Origin of the sequence: Microbispora sitophila (assembly GCF_014892245.1) — a bacterium.
GTDB lineage: Bacteria > Actinomycetota > Actinomycetes > Streptosporangiales > Streptosporangiaceae > Microbispora > Microbispora siamensis.
Genome location: NZ_JADBGC010000001.1, coordinates 67,219 through 89,617, shown reverse-complemented (window position 1 = coordinate 89,617; position 22,399 = coordinate 67,219). Strand labels below are relative to the sequence as shown.

At 71.1% G+C, this 22,399-nt stretch carries 16 protein-coding genes; 8 read left to right on the top strand and 8 right to left on the bottom strand.

All coding sequences use genetic code 11. The annotated features are described in order from the left end of the window. Positions 1-6 precede the first annotated feature (6 nt). Positions 7-1,065 (bottom strand): glycosyltransferase family 4 protein, encoded by a 1,059-nt coding sequence (locus IL992_RS00385; RefSeq protein WP_193201306.1) that lies wholly within the window; start codon positions 1,063-1,065, stop codon positions 7-9. A gap of 67 nt (positions 1,066-1,132) precedes the next feature. Beyond that, positions 1,133-3,730: an alpha-glucan family phosphorylase gene (gene glgP, locus IL992_RS00380; protein WP_193201305.1), complete on the bottom strand. Its 2,598-nt coding sequence runs from the start codon at positions 3,728-3,730 to the stop codon at positions 1,133-1,135. A gap of 378 nt (positions 3,731-4,108) precedes the next feature. On the opposite strand from glgP, the gene IL992_RS00375 reads away from it, so the two are divergent. Genes IL992_RS00375 through glgB form a run of 4 tightly spaced genes read left to right on the top strand, consistent with a single transcriptional unit; the run spans position 4,109 to position 11,559 of the window. Then, on the top strand, positions 4,109-6,157 hold the full coding sequence (locus tag IL992_RS00375) for an alpha-1,4-glucan--maltose-1-phosphate maltosyltransferase (protein ID WP_193201304.1): 2,049 nt from the start codon (positions 4,109-4,111) through the stop codon (positions 6,155-6,157). Between the two features lie 31 nt (positions 6,158-6,188). Then, complete coding sequence (gene treS, locus IL992_RS00370) at positions 6,189-7,940, top strand: maltose alpha-D-glucosyltransferase (protein WP_193201303.1); 1,752 nt, start codon at positions 6,189-6,191, stop codon at positions 7,938-7,940. Beyond that, positions 7,937-9,286 (top strand): maltokinase N-terminal cap-like domain-containing protein, encoded by a 1,350-nt coding sequence (locus IL992_RS00365; protein WP_193201302.1) that lies wholly within the window; start codon positions 7,937-7,939, stop codon positions 9,284-9,286. Before treS ends, IL992_RS00365 begins: the two co-directional genes overlap by 4 nt. 47 nt (positions 9,287-9,333) lie before the next feature. Continuing rightward, positions 9,334-11,559 carry a 1,4-alpha-glucan branching protein GlgB gene (gene glgB, locus IL992_RS00360; protein WP_193201301.1) on the top strand — a complete coding sequence of 742 codons (2,226 nt, stop codon included), beginning with the start codon at positions 9,334-9,336 and terminating at the stop codon, positions 11,557-11,559. 54 nt (positions 11,560-11,613) lie between these two features. On the opposite strand, the gene IL992_RS00355 is transcribed toward glgB, so the two are convergent. Then, a complete protein-coding gene (locus IL992_RS00355; RefSeq protein WP_193201300.1) occupies positions 11,614-12,768 on the bottom strand; it encodes an epoxide hydrolase family protein in 1,155 nt (384 codons plus the stop codon). 62 nt (positions 12,769-12,830) lie between these two features. On the opposite strand from IL992_RS00355, the gene IL992_RS00350 reads away from it, so the two are divergent. Beyond that, a complete protein-coding gene (locus tag IL992_RS00350; protein WP_193201299.1) occupies positions 12,831-13,820 on the top strand; it encodes a helix-turn-helix transcriptional regulator in 990 nt (329 codons plus the stop codon). Here IL992_RS00350 and IL992_RS00345 read toward each other — a convergent pair. Beyond that, entirely contained in the window at positions 13,810-14,793 is a 984-nt protein-coding gene (locus IL992_RS00345; RefSeq protein WP_193201298.1) for an NAD(P)-dependent alcohol dehydrogenase, read from the bottom strand. The two genes, IL992_RS00350 and IL992_RS00345, sit on opposite strands and share 11 nt — an antisense overlap. 161 nt (positions 14,794-14,954) lie before the next feature. Here IL992_RS00345 and IL992_RS00340 point away from each other — a divergent pair, with 161 nt between their 5' ends. Continuing rightward, the gene (locus IL992_RS00340) at positions 14,955-15,617 is read left to right on the top strand and encodes a DUF2306 domain-containing protein (protein ID WP_193201297.1); all 663 of its coding nucleotides are present in this window, start codon (positions 14,955-14,957) and stop codon (positions 15,615-15,617) included. A 5-nt stretch (positions 15,618-15,622) separates the two neighbouring features. On the opposite strand, the gene IL992_RS00335 is transcribed toward IL992_RS00340, so the two are convergent. Then, positions 15,623-16,240 (bottom strand): cysteine hydrolase family protein, encoded by a 618-nt coding sequence (locus IL992_RS00335; protein ID WP_193201296.1) that lies wholly within the window; start codon positions 16,238-16,240, stop codon positions 15,623-15,625. A 48-nt stretch (positions 16,241-16,288) separates the two neighbouring features. Then, complete coding sequence (locus IL992_RS00330) at positions 16,289-17,557, bottom strand: MFS transporter (RefSeq protein WP_193201295.1); 1,269 nt, start codon at positions 17,555-17,557, stop codon at positions 16,289-16,291. Positions 17,558-17,691: 134 nt separating this feature from the next. On the opposite strand from IL992_RS00330, the gene IL992_RS00325 reads away from it, so the two are divergent. After that, on the top strand, positions 17,692-18,627 hold the full coding sequence (locus IL992_RS00325; RefSeq protein WP_193201294.1) for a LysR family transcriptional regulator: 936 nt from the start codon (positions 17,692-17,694) through the stop codon (positions 18,625-18,627). Between the two features lie 60 nt (positions 18,628-18,687). Here IL992_RS00325 and IL992_RS00320 read toward each other — a convergent pair whose 3' ends face one another. Both IL992_RS00320 and IL992_RS00315 read right to left on the bottom strand, forming a co-directional pair. Beyond that, a complete protein-coding gene (locus IL992_RS00320; RefSeq protein WP_193201293.1) occupies positions 18,688-19,344 on the bottom strand; it encodes a response regulator in 657 nt (218 codons plus the stop codon). Then, positions 19,341-20,483, bottom strand: coding sequence for a sensor histidine kinase (locus tag IL992_RS00315; RefSeq protein ID WP_319018230.1), 1,143 nt, complete (start codon positions 20,481-20,483; stop codon positions 19,341-19,343). The genes IL992_RS00320 and IL992_RS00315 overlap by 4 nt, the downstream gene beginning before the upstream one ends. Positions 20,484-20,689: 206 nt before the next feature. Here IL992_RS00315 and IL992_RS00310 point away from each other — a divergent pair, with 206 nt between their 5' ends. Then, entirely contained in the window at positions 20,690-22,336 is a 1,647-nt protein-coding gene (locus IL992_RS00310; protein ID WP_193201292.1) for a glycosyl hydrolase family 18 protein, read from the top strand. The last annotated feature ends 63 nt before the right edge of the window (positions 22,337-22,399 follow it).

Sequence of the window (22,399 nt, the reverse complement as noted above, 5' to 3'; positions counted from 1 at the left end):
GGGGGATCAGCGGCCGAGCGGGAGGGGCCGCCGGGGAGCGGCCCGCGTCGCGGCCGTGATGCCGTGGTAGACCTGCTCGTATCCCTCGACCATCACGGGCACGTCGAAGTGCCGGACCACGCGGTCGCGCACCGCGTGCGGGTCGAGGGCGGAGACCGCCTCGATCGCGGCGGGAAGCTCGTCGGGCGTGTCGCGGACGTAGCCGGTCACCCCGTCCGCCACGACCTCGGGGACCGCGCCCCGCCGCAGCGCCACCACCGGCGTGCCGCAGGCCATCGCCTCGATCATGACCATGCCGAAGGGCTCGTCCCACAGAAGCGGGAGCACCAGGCATCGGGCCCGGGAGAACAGGTCGTTCTTGAGCGGGCCGTCCGCCTCTCCCAGGTATTCGACGTCGGGCCCGAGCAGCGGCTCCACCCGCTCGTGGAAGTAGGCCTGCTCCGCCCGCTCGGCTCGCCTGCCGACCAGCAGGATGCGGCGCCCCGCCGCCCGCGCCGCCTCGATCGCGAGGTGCGCGCCCTTGTCCGGGCTGAGCCGCCCCAGCCACAGTACCCAGTCGTCCTTGCGCTCCCGGAACGGCCACGCCGCGGCGTCCACCGCGTTGTGCACTCGCCCCACCCAGTTCAGGTCGGGCGCGTGGGCGCGCTGGGCCGAGGAGATGGCCACCAGGGACACGTCCGCGCCGAGGCTCCGGTAGTAGTTCCCGAGTTCCCCGCTCACGTCGTTGTGGCAGGTGACGACCGTCGGCACGAGCCGCCCCGCGGCGGTGAGCGGCCCCGCCAGCGAGTGGTCGTGGACGATGTCCACGTCCAGGCCCCGCAGGAGGCGGGCCGCCTCGGCCGCGTGAACCACCTCGGGGAACGGCTCGCCGATCCGTGCCGAGGGCGGCTCGTCGTAGGTCCGCAGATCCACGTCGCGGCCGGCCCCGATGACGGTGACCCGGTGCCCGCGCCCCCGCAGGCCGCGGACCAGGGCGGCGGTCACCGCCTCGATGCCGCCGTACGTGCGGGGCGGGATGTCGTACCACGGCGGCGCGACCATCCCGATGTGCAGGGCCTGTGCCATGGTGCTGGTCTACCCCTCTCACCTGCCACAAAAGCGGGCGAGAGGGGTAGACCGGGCCAGACACTCCCTAGCGCAGGGTGCCGTTGGTCATGCCGACCGGCTCCTCCGGGACGGCGATGAGGCCGAGCTCCGCCACGGACGCCATCAACGGGTGGAACGGGACCACGCGCACGCTGTAGCCGAACGCGCCGGTGCGGTCCAGCGGCACGACGCCGGTGTAGTGCGCCCGGCCGTCGTCGCCCACCGAGTCGACCTTCAGCGTGACGTAGCCGGGCGAGAGCAGCTCGTCGTGCGCGCCCACCCGGCCGTAGGCGGCCTGGACCTGGACGTCCTCGGGCGACAGCTCGCCGAGGGCGATCGTGGCCCGCAGCTCCAGCCGGGCCCCCAGCTCGGGAGTGTCCCCCACGCCGGTCGCCTCGACGTGCTCGACCCGTACGCCCGGCCACGCCTTGGCCACGCGCAGCTTCCATGCCGCGAACAGCCGGGCGTTGCCGTGGCCGTCGGCCGCGAGCGACCGGGCGGCGGCCGCCGCCGGGGTGTACAGGTCGGTGACGTAGTCGTGCAGCATGCGCCCGGCGAGCACCTTCGGCCCGAGCGAGCTCAGCGTGTGCTTGACCATCTCCAGCCAGCGCCGCGGCAGGCCGTCGGCGGCCCGGTCGTAGAAGCGGTCGGCGACCTCGCGCTCGATGAGGTCGTACAGCGCCGTGGCCTCCAGCTCGTCACGGCGCTCGGGATCGTCCACGCCGTCGGCGCTGGGGATCGCCCAGCCGTTGTTGCCGTCGTACCACTCGTCCCACCATCCGTCGCGGATGGACAGGTTGAGGCCGCCGTTGAGCGCCGCCTTCATGCCGGACGTGCCGCACGCCTCCAGCGGGCGCAGCGGGTTGTTCATCCACACGTCGGAGCCCGTCACCATGAGCTGACCGAGCGCCATGTCGTAGTCGGGCAGGAAGACGATGCGATGCCGCACGTCCTCCGAGTCGGCGAAGCGGACGATCTGCTGGATGAGCTTCTTGCCGCCCTCGTCGGCCGGGTGCGCCTTGCCGGCGATGACGATCTGCACCGGCTTGTCCGGATCGAGCAGCAGCCTGCGGAGCCGGTCGGGCTGGCAGAGCATGAGGGTCAGCCGCTTGTAGGAGGGCACCCGCCGGGCGAAGCCGATCGTCAGCACGTCCGGGTCGAGCGCCTCGTCCACCCAGCCCAGCTCGGCCTCGCTGGCGCCGCGCTGCCGCCACGACTTGCGCAGCCGCCGGCGCGCCTCCTCGACCAGGCGGGCGCGCAGCGTGGCGCGGATGCCCCAGATGTCGGCCTCGGAGAGCTTGTGCACGCCCTCCCAGCCCTGCGCCTTGTCGATCAGCGAGGGCAGTTCCTTGCCGGCGAGCTCCATCATCTCCCGGCCGACCCACGTCGGGGCGTGGACGCCGTTGGTGATGGAGCCGATCGGCACCTCGTCCACGTCGAAGCCCGGCCACAGGCCCTGGAACATCTCCCGGCTGACGTGGCCGTGCAGCTCGGACACGCCGTTGACCCGCTGAGCCAGCCGCATGCCCATGACGGCCATGTTGAAGACCGACTTGTCGGCGTCGGGGCCGTCCGGCTCGGCGCCGAGTTCGAGGATGCGGTCCACCGACACGGTCGGCCAGGCGTTGGACCCGCCGAACTGCCGGGCGATCATCTCGGCGGGGAACCGGTCGATGCCGGCGGGGACCGGCGTGTGGGTGGTGAAGACGGTCCCGGCGCGTACGGCCTCCAGGGCCTCCTCGAACGACAGCCGGGCCTCGGTGAGCTCGCGGATGCGCTCCAGGCCGAGGAAACCGGCGTGGCCCTCGTTGGTGTGGAACACCTCGGGCTCGGGGTGGCCGGTGATCCGGCAGTAGGCCCGGATGGCCCGCACGCCGCCGATGCCGAGCAGCAGTTCCTGCATCAGGCGGTGGTCGCCGCCCCCGCCGTACAGGCGGTCGGTCACGTCCCTGGCGACCGTGTCGTTCTCGGCGACGTCGGAGTCGAGCAGGAGCAGCGGCACCCGGCCGACCTGGGCCACCCAGATCTGGGCGTGCAGGACGCGCCCCTCCGGCAGGCCGATCTTGATGCGGGCCGGCGCGCCGTCCTCCTCCTTGAGGAGCGTGAGCGGCAGGCCACCGGGGTCGAGGGAGGGGTAGTGCTCGAGCTGCCAGCCCTCGGCGGACAGCGACTGGGTGAAGTAGCCGTGCCGGTAGAGCAGGCCGACGCCGAGGATCGGCACGCCAAGGTCGCTGGCGGCCTTCAGGTGGTCGCCGGCGAGGATGCCGAGGCCGCCGGAGTACTGCGGCAGGGCGGCGGAGATGCCGTACTCGGGCGAGAAGTAGCCGATCGCCTTCGGCGCGCCCTCCAGCGACTGATACCACCTGGGGGCGGTCATGTACTCGCGCAGGTCGTCGGCGGCGTCGGCCAGGCGGCGCAGGAAGCGCCGGTCCTGGGCGAGCTCGCGCAGCCTGTCGGCCTCGACCGCGCCGAGCAGCGCGACGGGGTCGTGATCGACACGCTCCCAGACCTCCGGGTCCACCTCGGCGAACAGGTCCATGGTCTCGGGGTGCCACGACCATCGGAGATTTTGGACCAACTCGCCCAGAGGTGCGAGCTGTGAGGGAAGAACGGTTCGGACAGTGAACCTGCGGATAGCTCTCACGGGGCCAGACCCTAGTTACTCAGCGCCACGACGCGCGACCGAATCAAACTTGTCGTACTGCGATGCCAGTTCTCGAACGCTCTCACCACCATCAAACCGGTTCAAACCTCACCAAAGTACCCTTGACCTGGTGATGTGCGCGCCGGACGGCGGTGGCGGGCACGCAATGATCGATCTCCCGGGGACGCCATCCCAAACACGGCGAGCGGTCTTTCGTTCGGCAGGGGTAAGAGTGGACTATTAGGGCAACCCCTGTATGAACGAGGAAGGACCGCGGCCAGCGGATCCTGTCTCCCGCGCTGCCCGCCTGACCACAGCTGTTCCTGCCCCGCAAGCCCCGGCGGCACCCGGTGTGCCGCCCCCGAGTACGAAGTGACGATGATCGGACGCATTCCCATCCAGGACATCCAGCCCGTCGTCGACTGCGGCCAGTGGCCCGCCAAGGCCGCCGCGGGAGAGACCTTCGAGATCAGCGCGACGGTGTTCCGCGAAGGGCACGACGCGGTCGCCGCCGGAGCGGTGCTGATCGACCCGAGCGGCACGCCGGGGCGGATGCTGCCCATGCACGAGGTCGCGCCCGGCACCGACCGGTGGAGCGTGGAGGTGACACTGCCCACCGAGGGCCTGTGGCAGTTCCGGGTGGAGGCCTGGAGTGATCCGATCGCCACGTGGATGCACGACGCGGGCATCAAGATCCCCCGGAACCTGGACGCCGACCTCATGTGCGAGGAGGGCGCCCGGCTGTTCGAGCGGGCGGCCAAGGGCGTGCGGGCGGCGGACTGCGCGGCGGCGGAGGCGGGCGGCACCTGCGGGCACAGGGCCGCGCTGCTGGCCCTCGCGGCCCGCCTGCGGGACGAGGCGGTGGACCCCAGGGCGCGCTTCGCGGTGACCCAGATGCCCGAGACGGCCGCGCTGATCGCCGCGCACCCGCTGCGCGACCTGCTCACCCGGTCCGGCCGCAACCGGGTACGGGTGGACCGGCGGCGGGCGCTGTTCGGCTCGTGGTACGAGTTCTTCCCCCGCTCCGAGGGAGCCGTGGTGGGGCAGGAGGGCGTCGCCCCCAAGTCGGGGACGTTCAGGACGGCGGCCAAGCGGCTCCCGGCGATCGCCCAGATGGGCTTCGACGTGGTCTACCTGCCGCCGATCCACCCGATCGGGACGCAGTTCCGCAAGGGCCGCAACAACACCCTGAACCCCGACCAGTACGACCCCGGATCGCCCTGGGCCATCGGCTCACAGGAGGGCGGGCACGACGCGATCCACCCCGATCTGGGCACGATCGAGGACTTCGACGAGTTCGTCGCCAAGGCACGCGAGCTGGGCATGGAGGTCGCCCTCGACCTCGCGCTCCAGTGCTCCCCCGACCACCCCTGGGTGAAGGAGCACCCGGAGTGGTTCAACATCCGGGCCGACGGCTCGATCGCGTACGCCGAGAACCCGCCGAAGAAATACCAGGACATCTACCCCCTGAACTTCGACAAGGACCCCGAGGGGATCTACGCGGAGATCAAGCGGGTGGTCCGGCACTGGATGGACCACGGCGTGCGGATCTTCCGGGTGGACAACCCGCACACGAAGCCGGTCCGGTTCTGGGAGCGGCTGCTCTCCGACATCAACACCACCGACCCCGACGTGCTGTTCCTCGCCGAGGCCTTCACCCGCCCGGCCATGCTGCAGACCCTCGCGAAGATCGGGTTCCACCAGTCGTACACCTACTTCACCTGGCGCAACTCCAAGCCGGAGGTGGAGGAGTACCTGGGGGAGCTGTCCCACGAGACCTCGCACTTCCTGCGGCCGAACCTGTTCGTCAACACGCCCGACATCCTGCACGAGTACCTCCAGCACGGAGGCGTGCCGGCGTTCAAGATCCGGGCGGTCCTCGCGGCGCTGATGGCGCCCACCTGGGGGGTCTACTCCGGGTATGAACTGGCTGAGAACGTCCCGGTCCGTCCGGGCAGCGAAGAGTACCTCGACAGCGAGAAGTACCAGTACAGGCCGCGTGACTGGGCGGGGGCGGAGCGTGAGGGCCGCAGCCTTGCCCCGTTCATTACCCAGCTCAATTTGTTGAGAAGAGCGCACCCGGCGCTCCAGGAATTGCGTAACCTACGGTTTCACAACGTCGACCAGCCGGACGTGATCTGCTTCTCCAAGCGGCTGCCCGGCGCCTATGACACGGCCTCACGACGGCACGGACTAGGCGATGTCGTGCTGGCCGTCGTCAATCTGGATCCACACAACACACACGAGGCGACGGTCCGGCTCGACATGCCCGCCCTCGGTCTCGACTGGCATGCCGAGTTCGTCGTGGACGACCAACTGTCGGGCGAGTCGTACCGCTGGGGGCAGGCGAACTACGTGCGCCTCGACCCGCACGTCCATCCCGCACACATTCTCACGCTCCGCCACGGGTCAGCGCACCGCCCGTGAGCGCAGCTCGGCACATCCGGGGAGTCAAAAGGTGAGCTCGACGACACCTCAGCCCAGTCACACGCAGCCCAGTCACACACAGCCCGTCCCGAACACCTTCACCGAGGAGGAACCACGGGATCGGCGCTGGTACAAGCGGGCTGTCTTCTACGAGGTGCTTATCCGGGGCTTCGCCGACTCGAACGGCGACGGCACCGGCGACATCCGCGGCCTCATCGAGAAGCTGGACTATCTCCAGTGGCTCGGCATCGACTGCCTCTGGCTGCTCCCGCTGTACGAGTCCCCCCTCAAGGACGGCGGGTACGACATCTCGGACTACATGAAGATCCTTCCGGACTTCGGTGACCTGGGAGACTTCATCAAGCTGGTCGACGAGGCGCACAAACGGGGCATCCGCGTCATCGCCGACCTGGTCATGAACCACACCAGCGACCAGCACCCGTGGTTCCAGGCGTCCCGGCACGACCCCGAGGGCCCGTACGGCGACTTCTACGTGTGGAGCGACACGGACGAGAGGTACAAGGACGCCCGGATCATCTTCATCGACACCGAGGCCTCCAACTGGACGTACGACCCGGTCCGGGGGCAGTACTACTGGCACCGGTTCTTCCACCACCAGCCGGACCTCAACTTCGAGAACCCGGCGGTGCAGGACGCGATGATGGAGGTCATCCGCTTCTGGCTCGACCTCGGCATCGACGGGTTCCGGCTCGACGCGATCCCCTACCTGTTCGAGCAGGAGGACACCAACTGCGAGAACCTGCCGGCGACCCATGCGTACCTGAAGCGGGTGCGGGCCGAGGTGGACCGCCTCTACCCCGACCGGGTGCTGCTGGCCGAGGCCAACCAGTGGCCGGCCGACGTGGTGGAGTACTTCGGCGACCCGGTCACCGGCGGCGACGAGTGCCACATGGCCTTCCACTTCCCGCTGATGCCGCGCATCTTCATGGCGGTGCGGCGGGAGTCGCGCTACCCGATCTCGGAGATCATGGCCCAGACGCCGAAGATCCCCGAGAACTGCCAGTGGGGCATCTTCCTGCGCAACCACGACGAGCTCACGCTCGAGATGGTCACCGACGAAGAGCGCGACTACATGTACTCCGAGTACGCCAAGGACCCCCGCATGCGGGCCAACGTCGGCATCCGCCGCCGGCTGGCGACGCTGCTGGACAACGACCGCAACCAGATCGAGCTGTTCACCGCGCTGCTGCTCAGCCTGCCCGGCTCGCCGGTGATGTACTACGGCGACGAGATCGGCATGGGCGACAACATCTGGCTCGGCGACCGGGACGGCGTCCGCACGCCGATGCAGTGGACGCCCGACCGCAACGCGGGCTTCTCGAACTGCGATCCCGGCCGGCTCTACCTGCCGGTGATCATGGACCCGATCTACGGATATCAGGCGATCAACGTCGAGGCGCAGCAGAAGAGCGCCAGCTCACTGCTCCACTTCACCAAGCGGATGATCGAGATCCGCAAGCGTCACCCGGTGTTCGGCCTCGGCGAGTTCACCGAGCTGAACTCGTCCAATCCGAGCGTGCTCGCGTTCGTGCGCGAGCTGGGCGACGACCGGGTCCTGTGCGTCAACAACCTGTCGCGCTTCCCCCAGCCGGTCGAGCTCGACCTGCGCAGGTTCGAGGGATCCACGCCGGTCGAGTGCATGGGCGGAGTTCCTTTTCCCCCGATCGGTGAGCTTCCGTATCTTTTGACGCTCCCTGGGCATGGGTTCTATTGGTTCACACTGCCCGTCACGCACAGGACGGCCGGCACGAAGGAGGAGTGACGACTTCACTTCAGGGACTCCTGGCCGGCTGGATCACCGGACAACGGTGGTTCGCCGGCAAGGGGCGCGCCATCGACGACCTGTCCATCGACTCCGAGATCGAGATCGCCGCCGGTGACCCGGCGCTGCTCCATCTGATCGTGTGCGTGCGGCAGGGGGAGCGACGCACGCGCTACCAGATCCCGGTCGGGCTGCGCGAGCACCTGCCCGACCGGCTCGGGCACGTGCTCATCGGTACGTGCCGCCGCGACGGCCGCGAGGTGAACGTCTACGACGCGCTGCACGACTCCGCCCTGACCGGGCACCTGCTGGAGGGGATGGCCGCCGACCGCCGGTTCGACGGCCTCGGCTTCCACCCCGCGCACGGGGCGGAGATCGACACCTCGCAACGCAGCCTCGTGCTGACCGCCGAGCAGTCGAACACCTCGCTGGTGTACGGCGACAAGTACATATTCAAGCTGTTCCGCCAGCTCAACCCGGGGGTCAACCCCGAGCTGGAGATCATCACGGCGCTCGCCGACGCGGGCTCGGCCCATGTGGCCAGGCCGTACGGCTGGATCGAGACCGAACTCCAGGGCGAGCCGACCACCTTGGCGATCATGCAGGAATATCTGCAGAACGCCAACGAGGGCTGGTCGATGGCGCTGACCAGCGTGCGCGACCTCTACGCGTGCCCCGAGGGCATGCCGGCGGAGGACGCCGGAGGCGACTTCGCCGGCGAGGCGCGGCGGCTCGGACTGGCCACCGCGCAGGTGCACCGCGAACTCGCGCGGGCCTTCCCCACGGGGACGATCGAGCCGCCCGAGATCAAGCGGATGACCGAGCGGTTCCGCCGCCGGCTGGACAAGGCGGTGGCCGAGGTGCCGCGCCTCGGCGAGCACGCCGCCGTGGCCGCCGAGGCGTTCGACCGGCTGTCCGACATCGGCCACGAGATCCCGGTGCAGCGGGTGCACGGCGACTACCACCTCGGCCAGGTCATGCGCACCATGACCGACTGGGTGGTGCTCGACTTCGAGGGCGAGCCGGGCCAGCCGCTGGCCGAGCGGCGGGCGCTCGATTCGCCGCTGCGCGACGTGGCGGGCATGATGCGCTCGTTCGAATACGCCGCGCGGCACCTGCTGGCCGGGCACCCGAACGCCGACGGGCTGGAGAGCCGGGCCAGGGAGTGGTCGGAGCGCAACCGGGCCGCGTTCCTGGCCGGCTACTCCGAGGGCGGCGGGCGCATCCGCGGCGACGACGCGGTGCTGCTGCGCGCGCTCGAACTGAGCAAGGCGGTGTACGAGGTCGTCTACGAGGCGCGCAACCGCCCCTCGTGGCTGCCCATCCCGCTCGCGGCCTTTCGCTGACAAGATCAGGGTGTTCGGAGGGATATATCTAGGGCAGGTTGGGCGACATGGACTTGGACCGGCTGGCGGGGGGCGCACACCACGACCCCCACTCCATATTGGGGGCCCATCCCGGGCCCGACGGCGTCACGATCAGGGCCCTGCGCCCCTTCGCGGAGAAGGTCGAGGTGCTGGCCGACGGGTCGGCACACGAGATGAGCCACGTCGCGTTCGGGGTGTTCGAGGTGACGCTGCCCGGCGTCGACAAGATTCCCGAATATCGCCTGCGCATCACCTATCCCGACGCCCCGCCGTACGAGACGGACGATCCGTACCGGCACTGGCCGACGCTGGGCGAGCTGGATCTCCACCTGATCGGTGAGGGTCGGCACGAGCGGCTGTGGGAGGTGCTCGGGGCGCGGGTGATCCGCCACGAGGACGTGGACGGTACGGCCTTCTCGGTGTGGGCGCCGAACGCGCAGGGCGTGCGGGTGATCGGCGACTTCAACCACTGGAACGGGGCCGCCCACCCCATGCGCTCGCTCGGCCGGTCGGGCGTGTGGGAGCTGTTCCTCCCGGAGATCGGCGAGGGCACGCGGTACAAGTTCCAGATCCTCGGCCTCGACGGGATCTGGCGGGAGAAGGCCGACCCGATGGCCCGCCGCACCGAGGTGCCCCCGGCGACCGCCAGCATCGTCGAGAGGTCCGCGTACGAGTGGCGCGACGAGGAGTGGATGGCCGCCCGGCCGTCGCACGACGCCCTCGCCGAGCCGATGAGCACCTACGAGGTGCACCTGGGCTCCTGGCGGCCCGGCCTGTCCTACCGCGACCTCGCCCGCGAGCTGGTCGCGTACGTCAAGGACATGGGCTTCACGCATGTGGAGTTCCTGCCGGTCGCCGAGCACCCGTTCGGCGGCTCGTGGGGTTACCAGGTGACCTCCTACTACGCCCCGACCTCGCGGTTCGGCTCCCCCGACGACTTCCGTCACCTCGTCGACGAGTTGCACCGGGCCGGCATCGGCGTGATCGTGGACTGGGTGCCGGCGCACTTCCCGATGGACGAGTGGGCGCTGGCCCGCTTCGACGGCACGCCGCTCTACGAGCACGCCGACCCCGCCCGCGGCACCCACCCCGACTGGGGCACGTACGTCTTCGACTTCGGCCGCAACGAGGTGCGTAATTTCCTGGTGGCCAACGCGCTCTACTGGCTGAAGGAGTTCCACGTCGACGGCCTGCGGGTGGACGCGGTGGCCTCGATGCTCTACCTCGACTACTCGCGGCGCGAGGGCGAGTGGACGCCCAACGTGTACGGCGGCAGGGAGAACCTCGACGCGATCGAGTTCCTCAAGGAGATGAACTCCGTCGTCTACCGCGAGGAGCCGGGAATCGTGACGATCGCGGAGGAGTCGACCGCCTGGCCCGGCGTGTCGCGGCCCGTCCACCTCGGCGGGCTCGGCTTCGGCTTCAAGTGGAACATGGGCTGGATGCACGACTCGCTCAGCTACATGTCCCGCGAGCCGATCTACCGGCAGTATCACCACCACCAGATGACGTTCTCCCTGATGTACGCCTTCTCGGAGAACTTCGTGCTGCCGCTGTCGCACGACGAGGTCGTCCATCTGAAGGGGTCGCTGCTGGGCAAGATGCCGGGCGACGAGTGGCAGCGCTTCGCGAACCTGCGCGCGCTGTACGGCTTCATGTGGGCCCATCCCGGCAAGCAACTGCTGTTCATGGGCGGCGAGTTCGGCCAGGGTGCCGAGTGGTCGGAGGCGAACGGCCTCGACTGGTGGGTGCTGGACTTCGACTTCCACCAGGGCGTACGCCGCCTGGTGAAGGACCTCAACCGCGTCTACCGGGAGTCGCCCGCGCTGTACTCGCGCGACAACAGCCACGAGGGTTTCCGCTGGATCGACGCCGACGACGCCTCGGGCAACGTGCTGTCGTTCCTGCGGTACGGCGCGGACGGCTCGGTGCTGGCCTGCGTCGCCAACTTCTCCGGCGCCCCGCACGAGGACTACCACCTCGGCCTGCCCACCCCCGGGCGGTGGGAGGAGATCCTCAACACCGACGCGTACGAGTACGCCGGGAGCGGCGTCGGCAACATGGGCGCGGTCGAGTCGGTCGAGGAGCCGCGGCACGGGCTGCCCTGCTCGACCCGGCTGCGCGTGCCGCCGCTCGGCGTCGTGTGGCTGCGGCCGGTGGAGAGCCCGACGGCGGTGAGCCCGGAGATGGAGGAGCGGGCGGAGGAGCCGGAGGCGGCGGCCGAGCCCGAGGGCCTGGTCGCCGAGTCCTGAGCCCCGCCGGCCGGGGGTCCGCGGCGCGGACCCCCGGGATTCGGGCGGAGCAGGTCAGGCGCGCCCTCGGAAGAACTCCCGCAGGTCCTCCACGAGCAGGCCGGGCGCCTCCAGGGCGGGGAAGTGGCCGCCCCGGTCGAACTCGGTCCAGCGCACGATGGTGTGCGTCGTGTCGGCGAACCTGCGGATGGCGAAGTCCGTGGGGAAAACCGCCACGGCCGTCGGCACGCTCGATCGCTCGCGCGGCGCCCACATGGACGGGTCGTTGAACCGCTCGAAGTAGGTGTGCGCGGCCGAGCCCGCGGTGCCGGTGTACCAGTAGAGGCTGACGTCGGTAAGGATCCGGTCGCGGTCCACGGCGTCTTCGGGCAGATGGGCGGCCGGGTCTGTCCACTCCTGGAACTTCTCCACGATCCAGGCGAGCTGGCCGGCCGGGGAATCGTGCAGGGCGTGCGCGATCGTCTGCGGCCGGGTGCCCTGGATCTGCATGTACGCGCTCGACCGGTCCTGCCAGTCCTTCATCCGTCCCAGCCGCTCCCGTTCGGCCTCGGTGAGCGCGGCCATGTCGGCCGGGTCCCCCGTCGGGAAGGTGACCAGCGCGTTGAGGTGGACCCCGATGACCCGGTCGGGCGCCGCCCGGCCGATCAGCGGGGCGATGAAGGCGCTCACGTCACCGCCCTGCACGCCGTACCGGTCGTAGCCGAGCCGGTCCATCAGCTCTGCCAGCGCCACGGCGGCACGTCCGTCGGTCCAGCCGACAGCGGGCAGCGGGCCGGACAAGCCGTACCCGGGAAGCGACGGGATCACCACGTGGAAGGCGTCGGCGGGGTCGCCCCCGTGCGCCACGGGGTCGGTGAGCGGGCCGATCACGTCGAGGAACTCCACGATCGAACCGGGCCAGCCGTGCAGCAGCAGCAGCGGCGTGGCGTCCGCCACGGCCGAGCGGACGTGCAGGAAGTGCAGGTCGACGCCGTCGATCGTGGTCGTGAACTGCTGATGGGCGTTGATCGCCGCCTCGTGCGCCCGCCAGTCGTACTTCTCCGCCCAGTACGCCGCCAGGTCGCGCAGGTAGCCGGTCGGCACGCCGCGCTCCCAGCCGGTTCCCGGCAGCTCGGGGGCCCAGCGGGTGCGGGCCAGCCGGTCGCGCAGGTCGTCGACGTCGGCCTGGGGGATGTCGATGCGGAACGGACGGATCTCGGTGTTCGTCATGCGATCACCGTAGGAACGATCGGTGTCAGCTTCGGTCACCAATAGCGGGCACAATTCAGGTCATGCTGGAAACCTCGGCACGACTGCTCCGGCTGCTGTCGCTGCTCCAGTCGCGCGGCGACTGGCGGGGCGCCGACCTGGCCGAACGACTCGGCGTGGGCCTGCGTACGGTGCGGCGCGACATCGACCGGTTGCGCGACCTCGGTTATCCGGTGGACGCGACCCCGGGAGTCGCGGGCGGTTATCGGCTCGGCGTCGGCACGGCGCTGCCGCCGCTGCTGCTCGACGACGAGGAGGCGGTGGCGGTCGCGATCGGGCTGCACACGGCGGCGACCGGCAGCGTGGCCGGGCTGGAGGAGGTCTCGGTGCGGGCGCTGGCCAAGCTCGAGCAGATGCTCCCGGCCCGTCTCAGGCACCGGGTGACCGCGTTCCGAGCGGCGGCCGTGCCGCTGACCGGGCCCGCGCCGGTCACCGAGGCGGTCGATCCGGGCCTGCTGACCGCGCTCGCGGCGGCCTGCCGGGACCACCGGCGGCTGCGGCTGCGGTATCCGGGACGGGACGGCCTGCCGGTCCGTACCGTCGAGCCCCACCGGCTGGCTCACACGCACCGCCGCTGGTATCTGCTGGCGTGGGACGTGGACCGCGACGACTGGCGGACCTTCCGGGCCGACCGGATTCAGGGACCTGTGGACCCGCCCGGCGCCCGGTTCACTCCGCGTACGCCTCCCTCCGGTGACGTGGCGGCGTACATCTCCCAGGCGATCTCGTCGGCGCCCTACCGCTACCGGGCCCGGATCCTGTTCGAGGCCCCGATCGAGGCGGTGGCCCGGCGCTCCTCCCCCACGGCCGGCCGGCTGGAGGCGCATGGCGCCGACGCCTGCCTGTTCCACACGGGCTCCGACTCACTGGAGACGCTGGCCCTGCACGTCGCGGCCAAGGGATTCCCGTTCCGGGTGCTGGACCCGCCCGAGCTGATCCCGGTCCTGCGCGACCTGGCCGACCGGCTGGGCGTGGCTGCCGAAGCAGGCCCCGGAAGGCCGGTCAGACCGTGATGACGACCTTTCCGGGGGCGTGCCCCTGCTCCACGTATCCGATGGCCGCCGGGATCTCGTGGAACGGATAGCTGCGGTCGATCACCGGGGTGACCTTGCCGTCCTCGATGAGTTCGGTCAGCCGCATCAGGTCGCCCCGGGTGTTCCCGCCGTCGGCCACCCGGGTCACGACCACGCGCTGGGACACGAACGGCGACACCGCGAGCGTCGCGATGATGTGGCCGACGGGCTGCAGCCATCGTCCGGCCGGCCCGCCGACGACGACGTGCGTCCCCCGGGGCTTCAGCACCCGCGCGCAGGCCCGCAGCGCGCGGGTGCCCGCGATGTCGAGCAGCAGGTCGTGACGCCGCCCGCGCCGGGTGAAGTCCTCCTTCGTGTAGTCGACGACCTCGTCCCCGCCGATCGACCGCACCAGGTCGGCGTTCCGGCCGCCGCACACACCGGTGACCTGGGCGCCGAACGCCTTGGCGAGTTGCACGGCGAAGGTCCCCACGCCGCCCGAGGCGCCGTTCACGAGGACGTCGTTTCCTGCCTGGACCCCTCCCTGGTCGAGCGCCATCAGTGCGGTGACGGCCGCCATCGGCACCGCGGCCGCCTGCTCGAACGACAGGTTCTCCGGCTTCCGGGCCAGTTCGCTCTCCCGTACGCACACGTACTCGGCGAAGCCGCCCCGCGTCAGCAGGGCGAACACCTCGTCGCCGGGGCGGAACGCGGTGACGCCGGCGCCGACCGCCTCGACCTGTCCCGCCACGTCGGCGCCCAGGATCCCGATTCGCGGTTTGCGCGGGCCGAGCGTGCCGCCCATCAGGCGCGCCGCGTACGGCTCGCCTCTCATGTGGTGCCAGTCGTAGGGCTGGACGGAGGTGGCGCGCACCCGGACCAGCACCTCTCCGGGGCCGGGCACGGGCGTGACGACGTCGGTGAGCTCCAGGACGTCGGGCGGACCGTACGAGCGCAGGACGTACGCCTTCATCGGATTCTCCTCGTCACCTTGCCGGTGGGAGAGCCAGCGTAAGAAGCGCCACACCCAGGGCGTATCGGCCGAAAGTACGCCCGATCGGCAGCCGATCGGGCGGTGCGGATCCGGCCGTTCCGCCGATGAAGCGCCGCCCCCTCGCGGTCCACGATCGGCGCATGACCACATCGACGAAACGGCCCACGCTCGCACCCCGGTGGCTCGTGCCCGCCGCGCTGATCGCGCTCAGCGCCGTCCCGGTGATCGCCGGTGCCACCCGGCTGGGCCAGTTGGCCGGCGGCGGGCCGATCACGCAGGACAGCGTCCGGTATTTCGCGACGCCCGCGCCCGTCGTCGCGCACATCGTCAGCGTCACGCTCTTCAGCGTCCTGGGGGCCCTCCAGTTCGCCCGCGGATCACGCCGCCGCAGGCCCGCCTGGCACCGCGCCGCCGGACGGCTCGTGGTTCCGTCCGGGCTCGTCAGCGCGTTCACGGGTCTGTGGATGACGCTGTTCTATCCCCATCTGCCCAACGACAGCGCCCTCCTCGTGGGCCTGCGACTGGTGTTCGGCACCCTCATGATCGTGTCCCTCGTCCTCGGCTTCGCGGCGATCCGGCGGCGGGACGTCGCCCGTCACCGCGCCTGGATGACACGGGGCTACGCGATCGGCATGGGCGCGGGCACCCAGGTGCTGACCGTCGGTCCCTTGATGGCGCTGGCCGGCGAGCCCGGCCCGCTCCCCCGGGCGCTGCTCATGGGCGCGGGATGGGTGATCAACCTCGTCGTCGCGGAGTGGGCCGTCCGCAGAAGCCCCGAACTCCCGCCTCTGTCCCGAGCGTGACGGGCTTATGCCCGATCGGGACGGCTGTCGTGCAGGAGCGAGCGCAGTTCGGCGGTGTCGATGACGTGCGCCATTCTCGGGAAGACGCCGGTCATCAAGGTCTGGTGAACGTGCGGGTCCGGGTCGGCGACGCCGTCGGACAGGACGTAGAGCCGGTAGTCGCGGTCGGCGGCGTCGGTGACGGTGGACAGCACGACACCGCTGGTGGCGATGCCGGCGATCACCAGGGTGCTGATACCGCGATCCCGCAGTCGCGGGTCCAGGTCCGTCGTGGACAGCGCGCCGTAGCGGGTCTTGCGGACGACGATGTCGCCGGGCTCGGGAGCGAGCCGATGATGGAGGTCTGCGGCGGGATCCGCGTGGTGCATGAGGCGCTGCCGGCCGAGGAAGGAGAACGCCTTGTTGGCCGGCGGGATCGCCGCCCAGTCGGCTTCGGTGAATCCAACGCGCACGTAGGCGATGGCGGCGCCATGCGCGCGCATGTCGGCGACGGCGCCGGCCACCCGGGACAGCAGCGCTTCGGTGTCGGCCGGATCAGGGAACGAGGCCAGGATCGCCTGCTGGAAATCCATGACGAGCAGTGCGGCCGTCCGGGGGTCCGGCGCCGGGGTCGTGACGGTCATCTTCTCTCCTTGGGGTGATGAGATCGCGGTGACGGCCCTGGCGGCCCGTCAGGCGCCGTTCGGTGCGGGCTCCGTCTCCGCGAGCGGCTCGGCAGGGGGCGCGGCGAGGGGCGCCGCGGTGCGTCGGGGGAGCAGCAGCGGGGTCGCCAGCAGGAGCACGCCGGCCAGGCCGATGGCCGTGCGCGGGCCGAGCAGACCGCCCAGCACGCCCCATGCGGCCGTCAGGAGCGCGGTCGAGGCCTTGGTCGTCACCGACCAGGCGGACAGCGTGCGGGCGACCCGATCGGTCGCGGTGCGTTCGAGGCGGTAGGTGGCGCAGACGGGGTTGAAGACCCCGCAGCAGAAGATGAGCCCGAGTTCGACGCCCATCACCAGCAGCAGCCCTCCGGCGCCCGGTCCCACGAAGGCCAGGCCGACGAGCCAGAGCGCGCGCAGCGCCCCGGAGACGACCAGGACCCGGTGCTGCCCGAACCGGGTGACGAGCGGCCGGGCCAGCCGCGAACCCAGCAGCCCGCCGATCGAGGGCGCGGCGAAGGCGAGGCCGTACTGCCACGGCTCGAACCCGAGCCGGCCGAGCATCAGGACGGCCAGCAGCGCGTCGGCGGCCATCACCAGGCCGTTGAACACGGCGGTGTTGAAGAACAGGGGGCGCAGCGTCGCGTCGGCGAGGATGTACCGCCAGCCGTCGAGCAGGTCCCGGGCGCGTATGCGCGCGGCCTCCCGGCGCTCGGGCCGCGGCTCCTGGCCGCCCGTCGCGCGGATGCCCAGGGCCGAGAGCAGGTAGCTGACCGCGTCGGCCACCACCGTCGCCACCGGACCGAGGAGCCCGATCGCGGCACCGCCGAGCGGCGGTCCGATGATCGTGGTCGTCCAGGACGTGGACTCGAATCGGGCGTTGGCCACGAGCAGGTCCCCGGCCGGAAGCAACGTCTTCAGGTACGCGCCGGAGGCGGCGCGGAAGGTGATGTCGGCCGCCGCGACGACGACCGAGACCAGCAGGAGCTGGACGAAGGAGAGCACGCCGAGCGCGAACGCGGCGGGGATCGTCAGCAGCGCCGCGAACCGCACCAGGTCCATCCCGATCAGCACCGGCCGCTTGCGGCGGAACTCCATCCACGGGCCCAGCGGCACCGCCACTGCCGCGCCCACCGCAGCCCCCACGGAGGACAACGCCGCGACCTCCACCGGTCCGGCGTGCAGCACCTGCACCGCGATCAGCGGGAACGCGCCGAAGGCGAGCCATGTGCCGAGCGCGCTGGCCCCGTACGCTCCCCAGAGCCACCCGAACCGCCGCCCCAGCCGGTGCCCGTTCCTCATGCCCGACGCCCCTCGTCACTCGCTCGCACAACCGATCCGCGATCGGAAGCATCAAAGCGAGCAGCATGCCCCGAGATCAAACAACCACAGGGCCGCCCGGCCACAACCAACGGTTGTATCTCTAGGGTGTCCGCATGGACCTCGACACCGTCCGGACCTTCGTCGCCGCCGCCGACGCGGGGCAGTTCCAGGAGGCCGCCGCCGAGCTGGCGGTCACCCAGCAGGCCGTCTCCAAGCGCATCGCCGCGCTGGAGCGCGACCTCGGCGTGCGGCTGTTCACCCGCACGCCGCGCGGCGCCGAGCTCACCATCGACGGGCAGGCGTTCCTGCCCCACGCCCGGGAGCTGCTGCGCGCCGCCGACCGGGCCGTCGCTTCCGTGCGCGCCGGCCGCCGTCCACTACGCGTCGACGTGCTCAACTCGCGCGGCGCGGCCTCGGGCCTGATGCGCGGCTTCCACCGCGCGCACCCCGAGATCGACCTCGACGTGGTGATGCTGTTCGACATCGAGAGGGCCGTCGCCGCCGTCCGGTCCGGCGCGATCGACGCGTCCTTCCGCGCCGTCGTCATGCCCGGCCGGCCCCTTCCCGAGGACATCGAGTCCGTCCGGGTGCTCGACGAGCCGCTCCAGCTCCTCACCGGCCCCGCCCACGCGCTGGCAGGCGCCCGGTCCGTGACCCTCGCTCAGCTCGCCGGGCACCGGATCTGGATGCCCGGCCTCGTCCCCGGGACCGAGTGGGCCGCCTACTACGACGACCTCGTCGCCGAGTTCGGCCTCACCATCGAGGCGACCGGCCCCAACTTCGGCTCCGACGCGCTCCTCGACACCATCGCCGACACCCCGGCCCTGGCCACCTTCATGGGCGGGCAGACCCGCGTCGTCTGGCCCGCCGGCCACGGCCTGCGCCGCATCCCGGTGACCGACCCCATGCCCGTCTACCCGCACTCGCTCCTGTGGCACCGCGACAACCCCCACCCCGCGCTCGCCACCCTCCGCGCCCACCTCGCCGCCACAGCGGCCGGCCACGACGCCTCCGGGACCTGGGTGCCGGACTGGGCGATCCCGCGCTGAACGCCGCCGCCTCGCGACCGGACCGCCGGCCCGGGCGCGGCGCGGAGCCGGGCCCCCGGGTCAACTCCTGACGCGGCCGGTCTCGTAGGCCCAGATAGCGATCTCCACGCGGTTGCGGGCGCCGAGCTTGGCCATCAGGCTGGCGACGTGGGTCTTGACCGTGCTGAGCGAGATGTGCAGCTCGGCGGAGATCTCGCCGTTGGTCCGGCCGCGCGCCACGGCGGCGAGGATCTGCTCCTCCCGGTAGGTGAGCGCCTCGATGGGCTGCGCGGGTGACGGGGCGGGACCGGTGCGGGCGAAGGCCCCGAGCAGCCGCGCGGTGACGCTCGGGGCGATGAGCGCGTCGCCGCCGGCCGCGGCGTGCACGGCCTGCGCGAGCATGTCGGCGCCGGCGTTCTTCAACAGGAAACCCCGGGCCCCCGCTCTCAGCGCGGCGTAGACGTACTCGTCGAGGTCGAACGTGGTGATCACGACGACGGCGAGGGGGTCGGCGACGTCCGGACCGGCGAGGGACCGGGTCGCCTCGATGCCGTCGGTCCCGGGCATGCGGATGTCGAACAGGCACACGTCGGGGCGCAGCCGCCGCGCGAGCTCGACGGCCCGCCGCCCGTCGGCGGCCGTGCCGACGACCTCGATGTCCGGCTGGGCGTCGAGGATCATCGAGAGCCCGGTGCGGACGATCTCCTGGTCGTCGGCGATCAGCACCCGGACGGTCATGAGGCGACGCCGGCCCGGGGAAGCACCGCGGTCACCGTCCACCCCCGACCGCGGTCGGGGCCGGCCGCGCAGGAGCCGCCGAGCAGGTTCGCCCGCTCGCTCATGCCGATGATCCCGTATCCCGGCGACGCGGCCGGGCGCGCGGAGCCCCCGCCGCCGTCGTCGCGCACGCACAGGCGCACCGCCGTCTCGTCGGCGGCGACGCGCACCTCGACCCGGGTGGCGCGGCGCGCGTGCCGTACGGCGTTGGTCACCGCCTCCTGGGCGATGCGGTAGACCGCGGACTCGACCGACGGCGACAGGCCGTCCAGGTCGCCCGATATCTCCACCTCGACCGCCGGGTGGTGGGAGCCGCCCCGGCTCGCGAGCCGTTCGAGCTCGGCGATGCGCCGGCCGGGGGTCAGCTCCGCCGGCCGGTCCCGGCGCAGGACGCGGACGATGCCGCGCATCTCGTCGAGGGCCCGGGCCGCCTCGGCCTCGATCACGCGGAGGGCCTCGGTCGCGGCGTCAGGCCGCGAGGCCGCCGTGGCGAGCCCGGCCTGTGCGCGGATGGCCATCGCGGAGACGTGGTGCGCGACCGTGTCGTGCAGGTCGCGGGCGAGCTGCTCGCGCATCATCAGCTTGACCTGGTCCAGCTCGCGCATCCTCGCCCCGGCCCGATAGCGGAACACGCCGCCCAGGCTGGTGGTCGCGAGCATGACGGCGAACGGCCCGACCACGTCGGCGGGAGCGGCGTGTTTGACGAGCACGGAGAGACCGGCGGCGGCGAGCATGATTCCCAGGCCGGTCACGATCTCCCGGCCCGATCCCCACCGGAACAACGCGTACGGCAGGACCAGCATGTATACCAGCGTGTACATGTCGAGCGTCGTGCCGGTCACGAGGATCGGGATCACGCCCGTGGCGACGAAGCAGATCGCGAGCATCGCCAGCGGCCGGGTCCGCCGCCACAGCAGGGTGGGCGCAAGCCCGACGGTGACGGCCACCTCGAAGAGCCGCCAGGGAAGGTCCGGCCGCAGCACCCCTTCGAGCACCGCGAGCGGCACGAGCATCCCGACGAGCGCCCAGTCCCGCCACACCCGTACGGGTGCATCGGGGGGACGGGGCTCGGACCACACGGAGCGGGCGAAGCCGTACACCGACTCATGGTACGAGAGCCGGTGCCCGCCGCGCCCGCCCCGGAGTGGAGACTCTCCTGTCGCCCGGGCCGGCGCCGGCGACCTTAGCGGAGGCTTAAACGACGCTTAGAAGGGTGCGAGGGCGTTGACCCCTTCGCAGTCTGTGCTTACTCTCCTAACTAATAGGAAACTTTCCTGTCCTTTACCCCCCAAGAGCAGGAGCTCCGTTGCGAAAGATCCTCCTGGGGTCCGTAATCGCGGGCGCAGCGTTACTCGCGCCGATCGCGCTCGGGACCGCCACCGCCGCCACCCCCGCCACCGCCACGTACGCCGTCGACTCCGACTGGGGCTCCGGCTTCCAGGGCAAGTTCACCGTGAAGGCCGGGTCGGACGCCCTGCCGAGCTGGACCGTCGAGATCGACATGCCCTCGGGCGCGACGATCAGCTCGGCCTGGGACGCCACCATGACCAAGAGCGGCAACCACTACACGTTCAAGAACCCCTCCTGGAGCGGCGGCCTCGCGGCGGGCGCCTCGGCGAGCTTCGGCTTCGTCGGCGCGCCCGGCGGCTCGACCCCGCTGAACTGCACCCTGAACGGCGCGCCCTGCACCGGCGGGCCGACCGCCTCCCCCTCGGCCAGCCCGAGCAAGAGCCCGAGCCCCAGCCCGTCCGCCTCGCCCTCGGCCTCGCCGTCCGCGTCTCCGTCCGCGTCGCCGTCGCCCTCGGCGAGCCCGAGCTCGCCCCCGCCGCCCGGCGGCAAGAAGGTGATGGGCTACTTCACCGACTGGGGCGTCTACGGCCGGCAGTACTTCGTGAAGAACATCGTGAGCAGCGGCTCGGCCGCCAAGCTCACCCACATCAACTACGCCTTCGGCAACGTGACCAACGGCCAGTGCGCGATCGGCGACTCCTACGCCGACTACGACATGGCGTACACCACGGCCAACAGCGTGGACGGCAAGGCGGACACCTGGGACAACCCCAACGCGCTGCGCGGCGCGTTCAACCAGCTGCGCAAGCTCAAGGCGATGTACCCGAACATCAAGATCCTCTACTCCTTCGGCGGCTGGACCTGGTCGGGCGGCTTCGGGCAGGCGGCGGCCAACCCCACCGCGTTCGCGAACTCCTGCTACAACCTGGTCGAGGACCCGCGCTGGGCGGACGTGTTCGACGGCATCGACATCGACTGGGAGTACCCGAACGCCTGCGGCCTCAGCTGTGACAGCAGCGGCCCGGCGGCGTTCAAGAACCTCATGGCCGCACTGCGCGCCAAGTTCGGCAAGGACTACCTGATCACCGCGGCGATCACCGCCGACGGCAACTCCGGCGGCAAGATGGACCTCGCCGACTACGGCGGCGCGGCGCAGTACGTCGACTGGTACAACGTCATGACCTACGACTTCTTCGGCGCCTGGGACGCCAAGGGCCCGACGGCTCCGCACTCGCCGCTCACGTCCTACTCCGGCATCCCGGTGGCGGGCTTCTACACCGACAACGCGGTGCAGAAGCTGAAGAGCCTGGGCGTGCCGTCGAACAAGATCCTGCTCGGCATCGGCTTCTACGGCCGCGGCTGGACCGGCGTCACCCAGGACGCCCCCGGCGGCACCGCCACCGGCGCCGCGCCCGGCACGTACGAGGCGGGCATCGAGGACTACAAGGTCCTCAAGACCAGCTGCCCGGCCACCGGCACGGTCGCCGGCACCGCCTACGCCAAGTGCGGCTCGAACTGGTGGAGCTACGACACTCCCGCCACGATCGGCGGCAAGATGACCTACGCCAAGAACCAGGGTCTCGGCGGGGCCTTCTTCTGGGAGTTCAGCGGCGACACCTCCAACGGTGAGCTCATCACTGCGATGTCCAACGGACTCAAGTGACGCCGTCCAGCGGCCTGAAGTAACCGCTTCGAGCCGGTCAGGGCCCCCGTGCGTCTCGCACGG